10 protein-coding genes are annotated in these 17,417 nt (G+C 40.9%); 7 read left to right on the top strand and 3 right to left on the bottom strand.

The window, feature by feature from the left end; all coding sequences use genetic code 11:
* The first annotated feature begins 64 nt into the window (after window positions 1-64).
* Genes BFP71_RS06205 through BFP71_RS06190 form a run of 4 tightly spaced genes read left to right on the top strand, consistent with a single transcriptional unit; the run spans window position 65 to window position 7,271 of the window.
* Complete coding sequence (locus tag BFP71_RS06205; protein WP_069834629.1) at window positions 65-3,820, top strand: efflux RND transporter permease subunit; 3,756 nt, start codon at window positions 65-67, stop codon at window positions 3,818-3,820.
* Entirely contained in the window at window positions 3,817-5,055 is a 1,239-nt protein-coding gene (locus BFP71_RS06200; protein WP_069834628.1) for a TolC family protein, read from the top strand. Before BFP71_RS06205 ends, BFP71_RS06200 begins: the two co-directional genes overlap by 4 nt.
* Window positions 5,052-6,803: an efflux RND transporter periplasmic adaptor subunit gene (locus BFP71_RS06195; protein ID WP_069834627.1), complete on the top strand. Its 1,752-nt coding sequence runs from the start codon at window positions 5,052-5,054 to the stop codon at window positions 6,801-6,803. Before BFP71_RS06200 ends, BFP71_RS06195 begins: the two co-directional genes overlap by 4 nt.
* Before the next feature lie 9 nt (window positions 6,804-6,812).
* Window positions 6,813-7,271, top strand: a complete 459-nt coding sequence (locus BFP71_RS06190; protein WP_069834626.1) for a DUF3347 domain-containing protein — start codon at window positions 6,813-6,815, stop codon at window positions 7,269-7,271.
* 84 nt (window positions 7,272-7,355) lie between these two features.
* On the opposite strand, the gene BFP71_RS06185 is transcribed toward BFP71_RS06190, so the two are convergent.
* Complete coding sequence (locus tag BFP71_RS06185; protein ID WP_069834625.1) at window positions 7,356-9,509, bottom strand: TonB-dependent receptor; 2,154 nt, start codon at window positions 9,507-9,509, stop codon at window positions 7,356-7,358.
* Between the two features lie 60 nt (window positions 9,510-9,569).
* Window positions 9,570-9,887: a DUF6660 family protein gene (locus tag BFP71_RS19255; protein ID WP_222843470.1), complete on the bottom strand. Its 318-nt coding sequence runs from the start codon at window positions 9,885-9,887 to the stop codon at window positions 9,570-9,572.
* A 149-nt stretch (window positions 9,888-10,036) separates the two neighbouring features.
* Here BFP71_RS19255 and BFP71_RS06180 point away from each other — a divergent pair, with 149 nt between their 5' ends.
* The 3 genes from BFP71_RS06180 to BFP71_RS06170 are packed head-to-tail and all read left to right on the top strand — an operon-like array spanning window position 10,037 to window position 15,635.
* On the top strand, window positions 10,037-10,363 hold the full coding sequence (locus BFP71_RS06180) for a PadR family transcriptional regulator (protein ID WP_069834624.1): 327 nt from the start codon (window positions 10,037-10,039) through the stop codon (window positions 10,361-10,363).
* A 17-nt stretch (window positions 10,364-10,380) separates the two neighbouring features.
* Complete coding sequence (locus BFP71_RS06175) at window positions 10,381-12,990, top strand: ABC transporter permease (protein ID WP_141719697.1); 2,610 nt, start codon at window positions 10,381-10,383, stop codon at window positions 12,988-12,990.
* The gene (locus tag BFP71_RS06170) at window positions 12,987-15,635 is read left to right on the top strand and encodes an ABC transporter permease (RefSeq protein WP_088124914.1); all 2,649 of its coding nucleotides are present in this window, start codon (window positions 12,987-12,989) and stop codon (window positions 15,633-15,635) included. The genes BFP71_RS06175 and BFP71_RS06170 overlap by 4 nt, the downstream gene beginning before the upstream one ends.
* Window positions 15,636-15,731: 96 nt before the next feature.
* Here BFP71_RS06170 and ggt read toward each other — a convergent pair whose 3' ends face one another.
* Window positions 15,732-17,417 (bottom strand): gamma-glutamyltransferase, encoded by a 1,686-nt coding sequence (gene ggt, locus BFP71_RS06165; RefSeq protein WP_069834622.1) that lies wholly within the window; start codon window positions 17,415-17,417, stop codon window positions 15,732-15,734.

Here is a 17,417-nt window from a genome sequence, read left to right as displayed (position 1 = left end):
TTCCTCAAGGTCTGAATACGTCAATCAGACATAATTTTTCAAAACGGATTGTAAATGAAAATCAATGCTCAATAGTATTATAAAGTTCTTCTTAGAGAACAGGCTAATAACACTAATCCTTACACTGCTCATTGTGGTTTGGGGATTAGCAACAGCCCCTTTTCAATGGGTTTTGCCTTTGCCTAAAGATGCGGTCGCGGTGGATGCCATTCCAGATATTGGCGAAAACCAACAAATAGTTTTTACCAAATGGGAAGGCCAATCTCCACAGGATATAGAAGACCAAATTACCTACCCACTCACAACATCACTTTTAGGTGTGCCAGGAGTAAAAACGGTTAGGAGCTCATCAATTTTCGGGTTTTCCTCCATCTATGTCATTTTTAATGATGACGTAGAATTTTATTGGAGTAGAAGTCGAATACTCGAAAAACTCAATGCGCTGCCCAAAGGCCTTTTACCGGAAGGTGTGCAGCCATCACTCGGGCCCGATGCTACGGCGCTTGGGCAGATATTTTGGTATACCATCGAGGGCCGCGATGAGGATGGAAACCCGACTGGGGGATGGGACCCACAAGAGATTAGAACGGTTCAAGATTATACAGTCCGTTATGCTTTGGCTTCAGCATCTGGAGTTTCGGAAGTAGCCTCAGTAGGTGGTTTTGTTAAAGAATACCAAGTTGATGTAGATCCAACAGCATTGGAAGGCTATAATGTGAGCTTGGCTGATGTTATTAAAGCTGTAAAACAGAGTAACCAAGACATCGGGGCAAAAACCTTAGAGGTTAATCAAGTAGAATACTTAGTCCGAGGTTTGGGTTATGTCGAAAGCTTAAAAGATCTCGAAAATTCTGTGGTCAGTGTGAATAATAACACACCGATTCGTATTAAAGATGTGGCGCGTGTTGCCTTAGGGCCTGCATCCAGACGAGGTGCATTAGACAAGTCAGGTGCGGAAGCCGTTGGGGGAGTAGTTGTTGCACGGTATGGGTCAAATCCGTTAGAGGTGATCGATAACGTTAAGGCAAAAATCGAAGAAATAAGTCTAGGTATGCCTACCAAATACCTAGCCGATGGTACTCAATCGAAACTTACAATCGTACCTTTTTACGACCGAACTCAACTGATAAAAGAGACGATTGGCACCTTAGAAGAGGCCCTAAGCTTAGAGGTGATCATCACTGTTTTAGTGGTACTGGTGATGTTGCTTAATTTGAGAGCATCAATTTTAGTTTCGTCACTGTTGCCCATCGCAGTGCTTATGTGTTTCATCGCCATGCGATATTTTGGAGTTGATGCCAACATTGTGGCGCTATCCGGAATTGCCATCGCGATCGGAACGATGGTTGATGTCGGAATTGTGTTAACGGAAAACATAACACGACACATCAAACATTTACCTGGGCAAAAACTAATCGAAACTATTCAAAAGGCCTCTAAGGAAGTGGCCCCAGCCATCGTTACTGCTGTACTGACAACTATCATTAGTTTCATTCCAGTATTTACGCTCCAGGCCGCCGAAGGGAAGCTATTTGCTCCATTGGCATATACAAAAACCTTCGCCTTGATTGCGGCAATTCTTGTGGCGCTAGTTATTCTCCCAACACTTGCCTATTGGGTATTAGGTTTCAGTCCTAAGGGCAAAAAATCCCGATTTTCACTCCATTTAATCACTTTAGTCCTAGGTTTCGGGGTACTATATTTCGGTTATTGGGTGTCGGCCATTATCCTTATCGGGATAGGGTTAACCAATGTTATTCAGTCCTTAAAACCTTATACTTCCAGATATCTGAAACACGGCGATGTTCTGTTCGCGCTTTTTGGGATCACGGTTTTTCTAAGCCAAGAATGGCTTCCCTTAGGTGTTCAAGTAAGTGGTATTGCCAACTTTATATTTGTGGCTTTGGTGGTAGGAATTACCCTAGCCGTCTTCTTAGGATTCATCAAAGTTTACCCCTTACTACTGAATTGGTGTTTAGAGAATAGGTTGTTGTTTTTGGCCTTTCCAATCGCTATCGTATTGTTAGGCACGACCATCTGGATGGGATTTGACCGCGTCTTTTCATTTCTGCCAAATACTTTAGGCGATAGTATAAAAGCCTCAAAGCCATATGAACAGTTGGCTAAAACATTTCCAGGAATAGGACAAGAATTTATGCCCTCGCTCGGAGAAGGTGCATTTTTATTAATGCCAACTTCTATGCCTCATGCAGGGATTCAACAGAATCGGGAGGTACTAAAAATGCTGGATATGGCCGTTACAGCTATTCCAGAGGTAGAATCTGTTGTTGGCAAACTGGGCCGAACTGAAAGTGCTTTAGATCCCGCACCGATTTCTATGTACGAGAACCTGATCAATTATAAGTCAGAGTATAAAACAGACGAGAATGGTAGACGGGTCAGGTTTAAGAGGTCAGGTGGTGAATTTGCCCGAGATGCTGATGGCCATTTGATTGAAGATAGCAATGGGGAGTATTACCGGCAGTGGCGCGACGAAATACAATCACCAGATGATATTTGGAATGAGATTTTGAAAGTAACCCGTATTCCTGGCGTTACTTCGGCACCAAAACTCCAACCGATAGAAACCAGACTCGTCATGCTTCAAACAGGTATGCGTGCGCCAATGGGGATTAAGGTGAAAGGTCCTGATCTGGCAACTATCGAATCCTTCGGCATACAGTTGGAGTCATTGCTTAAGCAAGTGCCAGAGGTGAAGGAAGAATCAGTTTTTGCAGAGCGCATTGTTGGTAAACCATATTTGAATCTGGATTTAAATCGTGAGGCTTTGGCGCGATATGGCCTAAGTGTTAAGACGGTTCAAGAATACATTCAAGTGGCGGTAGGTGGCATGGCTTTAAGCCAGACGATCGAAGGGCGAGAGCGGTATCCAATTCGCGTACGTTATCCAAGAGAGCTTAGGGATAGTCCAAGCGCTATTGAAAATATTCTGATTCCAATAAAGTCGGGCAGCACTATTCCACTCAGTGAATTGGTATCAGTAAACTATGAAAGAGGGCCTCAAGTAATCAAAAGTGAAGATACCTTTTTGATTGGCTACGTCATTTTCGACAAAGTGGAGGGAAGGTCAGAAACCCAAGTGGTCAATGAGGCGCAAGACTATTTAGATGGATTAATACAAACAGGTCAGTTGACCGTACCAGAAGGTGTATCGTTCGAATTTGTTGGGAATTATCAAAATCAAGTAAGAGCCCAAAAAAGGCTAAGCTTGGTCATTCCAATTGTACTCGTTTTAATATTTCTGATCCTTTATTTCCAATTTAAATCAATATCTGTCTCGCTTATGGTATTTAGTGGCGTTGCGGTTGCTTTCGGGGGTGGTTTTATCATGCTATGGCTCTACGGCAGGACAGGATTTCTCGACATCGATTTGTTTGGTACCAATATGCGATCGCTTTTTCAAGTATCGAGTATAAACCTTAGTGTAGCGGTTTGGGTTGGCTTTATCGCGCTTTTTGGAATTGCCACGGACGACGGTGTTTTAATGGCCACTTATCTAAAACAGTCATTTAAACCAGGTGGTAAGTACGATAGAGAATCCATTAAAGCAAACATCATTGAGGCTGGTAAGAAAAGAGTCAAACCATGCCTTATGACCACGGCAACTACCCTTCTGGCCTTACTCCCGATTTTGACATCGACAGGAAGAGGTGCCGATGTAATGATCCCGATGGCCGTACCAATATTTGGAGGTATGGCAGTAGCACTCATCACGCTTTTTGTTGTGCCAGTGCTCTATGCCTTTCATCAAGAGAATAAGTTGAAATATGCCAAGCCCGTTACGACTGAAGAATCATGAGAAGACTTAACTACATAATCATATTGATGGTCTGTGCGACGCTGAATTATGCACAAACAAGTCTTAATGACTATTTGAGAATTGCCGCTGAGGAGAGCCCGAGGCTAGAGGCTAAATTCAAGATGTATTTGGCCGCCTTGGAAAAAGTGAATCAGACAGGGAGTTTACCTGATCCCTCAGTTACTTTTGGCTACTTTATTTCCCCTGTGGAAACCAGAGTTGGTACGCAGAGATTTAGGTTGGCGGTGGCTCAAATGTTTCCTTGGATGGGAACGCTCAAAGCAAGAGAAAGTGCTGCAGCAAATGTAGCAAAAGCCGAGTTTGAAGCTTTCCAAGAGGTTAAGAGCAAGCTTTTCTTACAAGTCCAATCTAAATGGTTGGAAATCTATGTGATAAGACAAGAGCTCAAAATCATGAGCTCGAATTTGGACATTTTAAGGTCTTACGAACCCGTCACTAAGACGAAATATGAAGCTAATTTGGTTTCGCTGGCCGATCTTATAAGAGTGCAGATTAGGATTGAGAATGCAGAAACTGATCTTGACATCGCTAAACTGAAAGAAGGTGTTTTGCTTAGTGATTTTAACACCTTACTCAACCGACCACCGGAAAGCCCGGTAACTACGGACATGTTGAAAAGTGAAAATCCGAAGGATGATGCTTTGCAGCGTGAACTTCTTAATCAACCGAGGTTGCTTGCTATTAAGGCCAATATTCAATCGATGCAAGATGCCGAGGTTTTAGCTGATTTAAAGCGAAAGCCGAATATAGGGCTAGGCTTGGAATATGGTTTTGTAAGTAAGCGCTCTGGTATAAACCTGGCAGACAATGGTAAAGACATTCTATTACCGACCATTTCCATGAGCTTGCCCATTTTTGGTAAGAAGAACAGGGCTTTCAAGAAAGAAGCTGTTTTAAAACGTGAGAGTTTTGAAGCAGAATTTACTGCCGTAAAGAATGAGCTGAAAAACGAATGGAATAGCGTTGCGTTTGAGGAAGCATCAGCAAAGAGATCTCTAGATCAATATCAATCTGAAATTGAAAAGGTCCAAGCCCTACTCAGCGTGCTGACAAGTGAATACTCAAATAATAATCAAGATTTTGAGACGCTTCTGACCACACAACAACGATTGCTACAACTTCAGTTAGCTCAAATTAATGCGAAGGCCCAACTTGAAAAAGCAGCTTTCAAAAAGAGTTATTTAACATCACAGACTTTAAATCAAATCAAATGAAACTTAACAAGAGTATACTACTAACTATAGGCGTGACACTTGTAATAGGTGTGACGGCTGGCGCACTTTTGTTTGGAAACAAAGGACCGGAAGTGCAAGAGGCGAGTCATCGGCATACAGAAGATGAAAATGGTCTGTGGACATGTTCCATGCACCCACAAGTTCGTCAGTCGGAAGCTGGGTCTTGCCCTTTTTGTGGAATGGATTTAATTCCTGCCTCAAATGAGGAATCGGGTGACCCAACCATTTTGAAAATGTCGAATGCGGCGATGCAGCTTGCTAATATTCAAACTGCGGTTATAGGCTCGTCAAAAACAGCATCAGCAATTCGCCTGAATGGTAAAATCAAGGTTGACGATCGGTTAGTGAATTTGCAAACCACGCATTTCAAAGGTCGGGTGGAAGCATTGTACAAAGGTTTTGAAGGTGACGTTGTTGAAAAAGGAGAAAAGGTAGCTTCTATATATTCTCCTGAATTGGTTACGGCTCAAGAAGAATTGATTGCGGCAAAAAAGTTGGCTGATTCTAATCCCGTTTTATTAGATGCGGCTAGGAAAAAGCTTCATCATTGGAAACTTTCTATGGATCAAATAATGGAAATAGAAAAGTCCAGTGAACCGTTACGAAACTTTGATTTGCTCTCTGATTATAGCGGTGTAGTGACCAAAAAGATTGTGAATAATGGTACACACCTGCATGAAGGAGGTGGTTTAATGGAAGTCACCGATTTATCGTCATTATGGGCAGTTTTTGAGGTATATGAACGTGACTTGAATACCGTATCAGTAGGTCAGAAAGTAAGATTCACAACATCAAGAAGTAATGAGGAATATGTAGGAACCATTTCGTTTATTTCTCCAAATGTAGACCCTAAAAGTAGAATCGTCGAGGTTCGGGCAGACGTTTCAAATCGGAATCAGAAATTGAAGCCCGATATGTTCATTGAAGCAACCATTTTTGCTGGAATAGATGATGGACTTCAAGTTCCAAAATCGGCTGTTTTGTGGACTGGCAAACGATCCATTGTTTATGTGAAAATCCCAGATGAATCTGGTTTTCAATTAAGAGAAGTGACGCTAGGGGAGTCTAATGGCGATACCTACCTCATTGAAGATGGTCTGGAGAAAGGTGAAGAAGTTGTTGTGAACGGCGCCTTTACTTTAGATGCAGAATCACAGTTGAAAGGGAATAATAGTATGATGAATCCTCTATCTTCTAAAACCGGTTCTGAAGGTGAGGGTTTTAAAGAAGTTGAACTGCCAGAATTCAAGGATTTGTCGGGCAATATTGGAGAGCAATTCAAGGAAGAATTGAGTGCTCTTTCTTCAGAGTATATCACCTTAAAAGACGCGATGGTTCTAGGCAATGGTTCGGAGATTAGAAAAGCGGGAGTTTTGGTAGAGAATGCTATTCAACAAATGGTTTTTAACAATGAAAGCAATACTGTTCAAGAGTATTGGGAACCATTGCAAGACATCATGAATAAAAGCCTCGATTTTATTACCACAACCAACGATCGCGATGCACAGAGATTGGAGTTTATTAACCTATCGAAAGCCCTGATTAATGCTGTAAAGTCATTTGGAACTTCGTTTGAAAGTCCACTTTATATCCAATACTGTCCTATGGCCAATAATGATAAGGGCGCGACCTGGATAAGTAAAGAAGAGAAAATAATCAACCCATATTTCGGTGATGTCATGCTGAATTGTGGCAATGTAGAAGAAGTAATAGAAGCAAGTAAATAGAGTATTGATATGATAAAAAGAAACATAATCCTTTTGGCGATTTTCGTACTGATCGCAGGCTGTGGTCAGAAAAAACAACAGTCAAGCGCTCCAAATGAGGAAGACGGACTAAGTCAATATTTGGCCATTAAAGATGCGCTAGTAAAGACTAATGCTAAAGAAACTCAACGCTTAGCGAAGACTTTTTTGGCAACGAATACTAACCCGAAACTGAATTCTGTTTTAGAAGAAATAGCGGCCACAACAAATGTGGATAAACAAAGGCTAGCTTTTGAGAAACTTTCAGAAGAAATGTATACTATTGTAAAATCTGACGGCGCTACTACATTACTGTATAAGCAATATTGCCCTATGGCTTTTAATAACAAAGGTGCCTTTTGGTTAGCAACCGAAAAAGAAATTAACAACCCCTATTTTGGAAACTTAATGCTACACTGTGGTAGCGTTCAAGAGACGATTAGTCAATAAAGAAATCTCTTAAGCCTTTGGGCTTTAGAGACGTGTGTGTATGTGTAAGCCACCCCATTTTTGGGGTGGCTTTATACTTTTAGCTTAAAAATCGAATATAAACCCTGCATTAATAATACTACCGTCGGTTGGTGCCCATATTTCTGGGAAAGCAGGTTTGAAATGATTGCCAATCGCAAAGTTTTCTAGCCTATGCTGACGGGTATCGGTGAAGTTTTCAAAGTTGATGTATAGGCTCAGTTTCTCGAACTTCCTGAGTATCATAAATCCCACAATCCAAAAGTCGTCTGTTGTGCTTCCGTCGCCTCTTACTTGAGATCCAGTGTAGTAAGATTCTAGCCCGACTCGCCATTTGTCTTCCACTTCATACACCAAAACGGCACCAATGTTATGTTTAGCTGTCAATGGTTTTTGGCGTGTCACATTATCATATTTGAGTTGGGCATCAATAAGAGCATAATTGGCAAAGAGTTTAAAGTCTTTGTAAGTCAGCTTAATATTAGTTTCAATACCCTGACTGTTGACGGGGCCATTGGCATTTTCATAGAAATACTGTCCTTGATTTGCTCGAAAAACGAGGGCATCATTTATTCGGGTAGAAAAGAATAGTTGGTTGATAGATAAAGTCCAATCCGTGCTAATGGAAGTGGTGTAATTAAAATCTAAATTTCCTCCAATCGATCGTTCAGCTTCGAGTAGATTCGGATCGATCGGTAAGATGTTTTGAAAAGTTAGGTTCTCTGCATCTTCCGTGAAAATTGTCGGAAGTTTGTAGCCAAGGCCACCGCCGAGTCTAATAGAAAATTTTTCACTCACTTTAGCTAAAAACGAAGCTCTCGGAAGTGCAAAAGTTCCGTAATCATCATTAGTATCTACTCGCATTCCACTTTCTAAAGACAATTCTTCTGAGATTTTTAATGTGTTTTGAGCAAATATGCCAACCGTTGTATGGCTATAGTCTCTTGAAAGGCCGCCTAATGGGTTTTCATCAAAACGATCCGTATAGAGGTTGGCACCAACGATAAACCGAGAGCCCTCTTGCCCGAAATTAAAAGACGCTTCGTTAAAAGAAGACCACTGTTTTCCCGCAAAAACAAAGTTTGGCTCTATGATTTCGCGATCGAAATAGGTGATGCTATGTTTTAAATGAAACGACTTGTTCTCGTCAACTATCTTGTCATAGGACAACTGATAATTATATCGCTGAGATTTGTTTTCCTCTGTAAATTGATGAATTCCATTCGTGCCACCATCAATCACTTGAATATCTCCCCCCAACCGATTCTCTAAAGTTGCATTGAGCGTAAGCCTCAGTCTAGATTGAGGATTGAAATTGTAAAACAAACTTGGATTAAATGTTAACCCCCTAATTTGCGGTATATCGCTAAAGTCATCATTGTTAGCATCATAAGCCTCTTGCCTGCCAAGAGAAGAAAATAAGGTGACTCCCAATTTCTCGAACTGTTCAGAATAAAAAGTATTGATCGTTGTACCGCGGGCTTGCGTTTGGTCCACCATCAGTTTGAGCGCTCTTTCTTCATCAGGAGTCCTGGTGACGAGGTTTACCAAACCAGCGATGGCACCCCCTCCGTATAGGGTAGAGCTACTGCCTTTAACTACTTCAACTTGTTGAAGGTCAAGCGGAGGAATTTGCATAATGCTTAATCCACCAGCAAATCCGCCAAATAAAGGGAAACCGTCTTTTAAAATTTGGGTATAGCGGCCATCTAGCCCTTGTATACGAATACTTTGATTTGCAGAACTAGCAGAGGTGATCTGCATTTGAATACCTGTGCTTTCCCGAAGTACCATGGCGATGTTGGATGAACGCATAACAGCCTTTTCTGCCAGTTCTTCACTGCCCAATACTTCAATTCTTGTTGGTATATCATCGATTGTTCTTCCACTTCTTGTGGCGGTAACGATAACCTCTTCCTCTTCTTCAGAAGGTTCTAAAGAAATTACAATAGAAGCTTCACTGATTGGGAAAGTATACTTTTTCGAAAAGGGTTCATAGCCAACAAAAGAGACCTTAATGGTGACTTCTCCATTGGGGATATTGGTTATAGTGACCTCGCCATTTGCATCGGCTACATCACCTTGGGTAGCGGAAATTTGTGCTGTAGCGCCTATTAAAGGTTCGCCGCTTTCGGCATCAATAATTTTTGCCTTAAAGGTATTTTGACCAAATGCTGATGCTCCACAGCAGAGCAACAACATGATTAATATATTTTTCATGAGTGTTGTAATGTGTTAATGTAATGGACTTTGCCAACTAAATGGCGGGTGGTAGATACATTAACCAACTTGAGGGGGCTCCCAAATGGAGGTAGAAAAAGCCGAAATCCAATTCGGACTTGCCTCTAAAGCGCTTAAAATAGTGAAAGAAGTCAGTGCTGGTATCGATACGTTGGTACTAAAAACTTGACTCTGGCAACAGTTGCAAGCGCAAAAAGAAGAGCAGTCATCATCGTTGTGTTCGGTCGATTCGTCATGCTGATCGCTTCCTATTTCCTGTGAAATTTCATCTGTATTGATTTCTCCTAAATCATCTACGCAAGGCTGATTGTACAGGCTTATGATCAATAAAGAAAGAATTATAGCAGTGATTTTCACATTACAAATGTAGGTAATATTGGCTTTTAACAGGCTTTCAAGGGACTTAATTTCGTGTGCTTATCGAGAATCGAATTCGCAATAAGTTCTACAAATGTTGTAATAATAGAAATCATTCTCTTTATTTGTTCTACAATAGTTGTAGATATATGAGTCAAAGTTTAGGAAATCTAGAAGAGACAGTGCTGCTAATTGTTGCTGTAAAACAGGAGGAAGCCTATGGATATACGGTTTCAGAAGCCTATCACGAGCACATGGGAAGCAGAATCTCGATATCGGCTGTACATACCGTTTTAAAACGCCTGGAGAAGAAAGGGTTAATCATGTCTAAGATGGGCGGTGCCACAGCGGAAAGAGGAGGAAGGCGCAAGCGAATTTTTGAAGTCACCAAAATTGGCCTGTCGACCTTAGAACAAATCCAGTCCAACAGAATGAAACTTTGGGATCTGATGCCCAGACTTAATTTTTCTGTTTAGTGATTGAAAAAGATAACATGCCTCCAAAGTGGGCAAATCGCTTTCTAGAGTGGTATTGTGCCAAAAACCTCCTTGATGAGATTCAAGGTGACCTTCTAGAAGCTTACTATTACCGGAAAGAGGAATTAGGACACGGAAAGGCCAGATGGTGGTTCATTTGGGATGTCCTAAGATTTTTTAGACCCTCTTCATTTCAAAAAAAGTCAATTAACTCAAACGCTTTAATTATGCTAAAAAACAACATCAAAATCTCGCTTAGAATTATCAACAGAAGAAAGTGGGCCTCTTTTATAAATATTTTTAGCCTTACACTCGGGATTACAGCTGTAGCCCTTATCTCCATTTTCGTGGTGGACGAGCTTTCATATGATCAGCATCATGAAAATAAAGATGCCATTTATCGTATGATCACTGATTACTATTCGCCAGAAGGAGAATTTGACTACACTGGTGCTAGTCACCCACTTCCCATGGCAAAGGAATTAGTGAATGATTTTTCTGAAATTGCTGCCATCACACGTATTGGAGATGATAGTCGCTATGTAAGGACTGATGGTGCAGCTCAACAGGAAAACGCTATTTTCGTTGATAATTCATTTTTTGAGATTTTCAGTTTTCCGTTTGTGGTTGGAGATAAAAATTCGGCCCTACAGTTCTCAAAAAATGTTGTCATTACGCGTGAAATGGCCGAGAAGTATTTTCAAAGCATTGATGTTCTAGGCGAAACAATCGAGATAAGACAGGATGATAAATTCACAGCCTATTTAATCACAGGCGTTGTGGAGCGAATTCCTACGAATTCTTCCATCCAGTTTGATATGGCTATGAGCTACGACCAGGTAGACTATTATAGCTGGGCTTCTAATAGCTGGGGAGTTAGAATCGATGAGATTTTTATGCAACTCAATGAAAATATTAACTTGAATGAGTTTGAGGCAAAGCTGAAAGACCATTGGAAGAACTATTTAACTGACGCTGTCAAGGAGAGTAAATCTTACAAAGGGGATTATCAGAATTACAGGTTACAAGCACTTACAGACGTACATTTAGCTTCCGATATTGGAAGCTTATGGTCTACCGGTGACCCATCGGAATCTTACACGCTGTCCATTATAGCCGTGATAATTTTGCTCATTGGTAGTGCAAACTTTACCATATTATCAATGGGTAGGTCTACGCTCAGAGGTAAAGAAATAGCGATTAAAAAAGTAATTGGGGCGAAGCGTCGCCAGTTGGTCATCCAGTTTTGGACGGAAGCCTTCACTTTGAGCATATTGGCTATGCTGCTCAGTATTTTATTAATGAGCTTGCTTTTACCTTCTTTTAATTCACTTGCCGATAAAAATTACCGGTTAGAAGATATTATCAACTTACGACTACTCATTCTTTTACCTTCTATTGCCCTTTTGACAGGCCTTATTGCGGGTGCTTATCCTTCACTCGTATTATCAGGAATTAGTATCCTCGATTTTTTCAGAAAAAAGCTAAAGCTTGGTGGTTCAAATTTCTTTACAAAATCATTAATAACCGTACAGTTCAGTCTCTCTATTATGCTGCTGTTGGGTTCTTTTGTAGTATTTCAGCAGATTAAGTTCTTCAACGTGAAAGACCTGGGTTATGATGCAACGAACGTTGTAGTGTTGGACAATAATATGAATAATGATCCTGAGAAGGTCAAAGTGTACAAAAATCTGCTCGAATCTAACCCCAATATTGCTGGTGTAACCTCTATTAACAGTTCCTTCTCCAGAGGAGGGTTTTCATCTGAGCTTGAAAAATCCGACGGTTCAAAAGTCACATACTCCATGTATTTTGTTGAGCCATCTTTCTTTGAAATTATGGACATTCCTATCACTATGGGAAGAAACTTCAATGTAGGTTCATCGCTTGATAGCAATAGTGTGATTATGAATGATCAATTCAAGCGCGCTATGGGTGAAGATTTCGTTTTAGATGGAAACATAAAAAAGTTTAGAAATGCAGGTTTGAAAGACCCCCAATTGATCGGTGTAACAAAGGATTTTCATTTTCAATCATTGGCTCGTGAATTAAGACCAGTATTGATGGTTATGGGTCGATCTGAGGGCACATATGAGAACATATTGGTTAAAATGAACCAACCGTTGAATGCTGAGATGGTCCAATTTCTCCAAGAGAGTTGGTATGAGATTGCTCCTAACGCCCCTTTTGAATTCAATTTGATGTCAGACGATCTTGAGGCTCAATACGCAGCACAGGAACGTTGGTTTGAGATTGTGAAATACGCTACAATTTGGGCATTAGGCTTAGCTACTTTAGGCTTGATCGGTATCGTAAGTATTTCAATCACTGGTCGATTAAAGGAGGTGAGTATCAGGAAAGTGCTAGGCGCAAATGCGTACCATTTGTATTTCATTCTATCAAAACAATTTTTACTCTTGTTGACTTTGGCTTCTGTGATTGCTGTGCCACTTACGATCTATTTTGCATCCGATTGGCTCGATAATTTTGCTTACCATATCGAGTTGAACCCGTTAGTTTTTGCAGGGGTAATTGTCTTTGTATTCTGCCTCATTATTGGAATTGTTTTCTTTGGTACATCTAAAACATTGAGGAGTAATCCTGTGAAAGCCCTAAGAATGGAATGAAAAAGTTAAATCCACCACATTGGGCCAACCGCTTTTTAGAGTGGTATTGTGCTGCCGACTTAGTCGATGAAATACAAGGTGACTTGATTGAGGCCTATTATTATCGACAAGATGAAGTGGGTGTCAAAAGAGCTTATTGGTGGTTTGTTTGGGATGTTTTAAGGTTTTTTAGGCCTTCATCTTTCGAAAAACGGTCATATAACTCAAATCAAATTGCGATGTTAAAGAATTATTTAATTGTCAGTTTACGGAACTTTAAAAGACATAGGGGCTATAGTTTTATCAACCTGTCGGGACTTATTGTCGGGATTACAGCCTGTCTACTAATCAGTATATACGTATTGAAAGAGGTCACTTTTGATAACTTCCACCCGAAGGCCGAACAGACCTATCGTGTGGTAATGGATATGTATGGTCAAGGGGAGTTGAAGACAAAAAGTGCCCCAGTCTATCCAGCGGTTGCCCCGAATCTGTTAACTGATTTCCCAGAAATTGAAATGTCAACTCGAATTCTACCATTTGGCGGAGGGGTCTATAGTGTCAGGGATAAGGATGGTACACTAATTCGCTACAATGAAGACAAAGCGGTTTTAGCTGACCATAACTTTTTCGATATGTTTGGCTTTGAACTCATCAATGGTGATAGAAAGAATGTGCTTTCTCAGCCAAGCCAAATCGTAATTTCTGAATCTACTGCCAAGCGATATTTTGGAACCGATAACCCTATTGGTCAATCTATATTTTGGAGAGGATCCACCGAACTGAAGGTCAGTGGCGTATTCAAAGACTTCCCTAAGAATTCGCACATGCAGTTCGAATTGATTACTTCACTATCAACTTGGAATGGCTTTGAAGACTTTGTCTCGAATTGGGGATGGTACGACTTCTACACCTTCGTAAAAGTGGCAGATGGGGTGAGTCAAGCTGCCCTAGATGCAAAACTTGGTATTTACTTAGACGATAAAAAAGCTGAGTCTTACGAAAGAAACGCGATCAGAGAAGTGCTTTGGACACAACAGGTTGGCGACATACATCTTAAATCAGTAGGTATTAGTTGGGATATGGGCGAAAATGGCGGCGGTCAACAGATCTATTTCTTATTAATTATTGCTGCCTTAATTCTGCTCATAGCTTGGGTTAATTATATAAACCTAGCCACGGCTAGAGCAGTCAAAAGGGCTAAAGAAGTTGGGGTTCGAAAAGTAGTAGGAGCGGGCAAAGCAAACCTGTTGATACAATTCTTAGTAGAGTCTTTTTTGTATAACTTTTTGGCCATACTCACTTCATTCATTATCGTTTGGTTCCTTACACCTGTAATTAACCGCGTGATGGATTTAAGTCTAGAGCAGTCTTTGCTGATAGGGCCAACCGTACTCGGCGGACTATTTGTTTTGGTGCTTATGGGGACGATTTGCTCTGGTTTTTACCCAGCATTAGTCCTCACTTCTTTCAAGCCACTCACAGTGCTGAAAGGTGGGTTTGAATCTGGTAGACGAAAATTCGGATTTAGACAAATACTTGTTGTATTTCAGTTTACAGCATCTATCACATTGATTCTAGGGACGTTTTTAGTCTTTAAGCAGTTGAATTATATGCGCAATTACGACTTGGGTATTGATTTAAATCAAACACTTGTTTTACAAGCACCATCATCTGGAACCTCTGACACCGACCTCGAGGATCGTTTGCAAGTTTTTGCTAATAAACTGGAAGAGTTTCCTGAGGTAGAAGGTTTTACAATTTCGAGCAATGTGCCCGGCGTAGAAAACTTCAGTATTAGTGGTTTCCATAGTAAATTCTACCCAACCGAACTGAGAGATTGCTACAGAGTTGGGGCTGATGAAGATTTTACCGACTTTTTTGATATTAAAGTGCTGGCTGGAAGAACTTTTTCGAAAGAGATGAAAACGGATACAGCTGCTGTTTTATTAAATAGAATGGCCGTAAAACATTTGGGATTTAGTGATCCAGAATCAGCCATTGGAGAGAAAATCGATCCAAATAGTGATAGACCAATGACAATTATTGGTGTCATCGAAAACTATCATCAAGCCACCATCAAAGACGATTTGAATCCTGTATTATTTGTCTATAATGAGCGAAGGGCCGCGTCTTACTATTCTGTCAAGTTGAGTACGGATGATTACCCTGCGGTCATATCAAAAGTTGAAACAGCTTGGGATCAAATTTATCCTGATAACCCTTTCGATTTCTTCTTTCTAGACGAACTATTTGACAGGCAGTATAAGGCCGATCGTCAGTTTAATACGGTGTTTGTTGGATTCGCCGTACTGGCCATCTTTGTGGCATGTTTAGGACTATTTGGTCTCGTTTCGTTTACGACTGAACAGGCCAAAAAGGAAATCGGCATCAGAAAAGTGCTCGGTGCTTCGGTTGTGAAGCTCGTTTTCTTATTAGCAAAAGATTATGCTAAACTTATTTCAGTAGCCATAGTTTTAGCCTTCCCATTGTCTTTTTATCTCATGCGAGAATGGCTAAATGGCTTTGCTTATCAAACCGAAATTGGTTTAGGCTTATTCATTCTGGGTGGATTCTTAATTTCAATGATTGCTTTTACTACCGTCAGCTATAATTCATTCAAAGCAGCCAAGGGTAATCCAGTAAACGCATTAAGAGATGAGTAATCAGTTTTAGGGCTTCCAGCAAATAAGAAGGGCTTTATGAATTCAATCATAAAGCCCTTTTTGATTCATAACTGAATCCTAAACCTTTAAGCCAGGTTAATAACCCGCTGCCTGACCATCTTTTCTCGACTCGGACGCTCCGTAATAGACTTTATTCAATTTGTCCCATAAAATGGCCTGATAGCCACCATAGCTACCCACATTCCAAGATATTTTGTGTCCCATGAGTACAAGCTTGCGGATCACTTCATAGTCTATTCCGCTTTCTAGTTGAAGAGTACCGCCATCCGTCATTACCTCGCCAGTAGGTTGGGACGAACCAGAATGAAGGATTCTTGGGGCATCTCCCGCCTCCTGTAAATTCATACCAAAGTCCACCATATTCACTACAATTTGAGCATGCCCTTGAGGTTGTGTAGCACCACCCATAAGTCCAAAACTGACAAAAGGTTCGCCATCTTTAGTAATAAATGCCGGTATAATTGTATGGAACGGACGTTTATGGGGTTCATATACGTTGGCATGACCCTCTTCTAGCGAGAATAACTCTCCGCGATCTTGTAAGATAAAACCAAGGCCAGGAGGTGTCATTCCAGAACCCATACCTCTAAAGTTACTTTGGATTAATGAAACCATATTCCCGTCTTTATCGGCGACTGTCATGTAAATTGTATCACCATCTTTTAACTGTCCGGCAGGAACGGAGCGTGCTGCTCTATTTGGATTGATAAGTTTTCTTCTTTCAGCCGCGTATTCATCGGAAATCAACCATTCTATCGGAGTTTTATAGAAGTCCATATCGGCATAGAATTTAGCTCGATCTTCGAAGGCTAACTTTTTGGCTTCTGTGAAAGTGTGAATGTATTCGGCACTTCCAAATCCCATTGATTTCAAGTCATAGCCTTCCAATATTTTCAATTGCTGTAGCGCAGCAATACCTTGCCCATTTGGTGGTAATTCCCAAACATCATATCCTCTATAGTTAACGCTTACAGGTTCAACCCACTCAGAAGTATGGTCGGCTAAATCCTTTTCAGATAAAAAGCCACCCATTTGCTCCATGTAGCCAGCAATAGTTTTTGCGATGTCTCCTTTATAAAAAGCATCTCTGCCACCAGCTGCAATTTTTGAAAGTGTATTTGCTAAAGCCGGATTTTTAAAGATTTCTCCTTTTGCTGGAGTTTTACCATTGGGCATGTAAACTTCTTTAAAGCCAGGAAAGCGCTTTAAGTTGGCAGCGCCTCTTTCCATGTACCATGCTATAAGTTCACTTACAGGAAAACCATTGTTAGCGTAATCAATCGCAGGCTGAAGGATATCTTTCATATCCATATTGCCAAATTTTCCATGCAGTTCGTACCATCCGTCTACAGCACCTGGAACAGATACGGGTAGTGGCCCATAGGAAGGGATTTTCTGGTAGCCATTATCTTTAAAATAGTCTAGTGTTAAACCATAAGGCGATCTGCCCGAAGCATTAAGACCATGAAGCTTTTGCGTTTTAGCATCCCATACTATGGCAAATAAATCACCTCCGATACCATTACCAGTCGGCTCTACTAAGCCAAGTACAGCATTGGCGGCAATGGCAGCGTCTATTGCGTTTCCACCTTTTTTTAAGATATCTAGGGCTACTTGAGTAGCCAGCGGCTGACTAGTAGCGGCCATCCCGTTTTGAGCTATTACTTCGGAGCGAGTGGCAAACTTCTTTCCAGTAATTCTATCTTGAGCCTGCAGTGCAGCAGCACAAAATATGAGTGCTATAATCAATAATTTCTTCAT

The sequence above is a fragment of the Roseivirga misakiensis genome (genome assembly GCF_001747105.1).
Lineage (GTDB): Bacteria > Bacteroidota > Bacteroidia > Cytophagales > Cyclobacteriaceae > Roseivirga > Roseivirga misakiensis.
The sequence above is the reverse complement of the archived record's forward strand: the minus strand, read 5'-3'. Positions and strand labels throughout refer to the sequence as shown.

What these genes read in the sequence shown, in the direction of transcription:
- BFP71_RS06205 (WP_069834629.1), top strand. Translation starts at nt 65, where the DNA reads ATGCTCAATAGTATTATAAAGTTCTTCTTAGAGAACAGGCTAATAACA.
- BFP71_RS06175 (WP_141719697.1), top strand. Translation starts at nt 10,381, where the DNA reads ATGCCTCCAAAGTGGGCAAATCGCTTTCTAGAGTGGTATTGTGCCAAA.
- BFP71_RS06190 (WP_069834626.1), top strand. Translation starts at nt 6,813, where the DNA reads ATGATAAAAAGAAACATAATCCTTTTGGCGATTTTCGTACTGATCGCA.
- BFP71_RS06200 (WP_069834628.1), top strand. Translation starts at nt 3,817, where the DNA reads ATGAGAAGACTTAACTACATAATCATATTGATGGTCTGTGCGACGCTG.
- BFP71_RS06195 (WP_069834627.1), top strand. Translation starts at nt 5,052, where the DNA reads ATGAAACTTAACAAGAGTATACTACTAACTATAGGCGTGACACTTGTA.
- BFP71_RS06180 (WP_069834624.1), top strand. Translation starts at nt 10,037, where the DNA reads ATGAGTCAAAGTTTAGGAAATCTAGAAGAGACAGTGCTGCTAATTGTT.
- BFP71_RS06185 (WP_069834625.1), bottom strand. Translation starts at nt 9,509, where the DNA reads ATGAAAAATATATTAATCATGTTGTTGCTCTGCTGTGGAGCATCAGCA.
- BFP71_RS06170 (WP_088124914.1), top strand. Translation starts at nt 12,987, where the DNA reads ATGAAAAAGTTAAATCCACCACATTGGGCCAACCGCTTTTTAGAGTGG.
- ggt (WP_069834622.1), bottom strand. Translation starts at nt 17,417, where the DNA reads ATGAAGAAATTATTGATTATAGCACTCATATTTTGTGCTGCTGCACTG.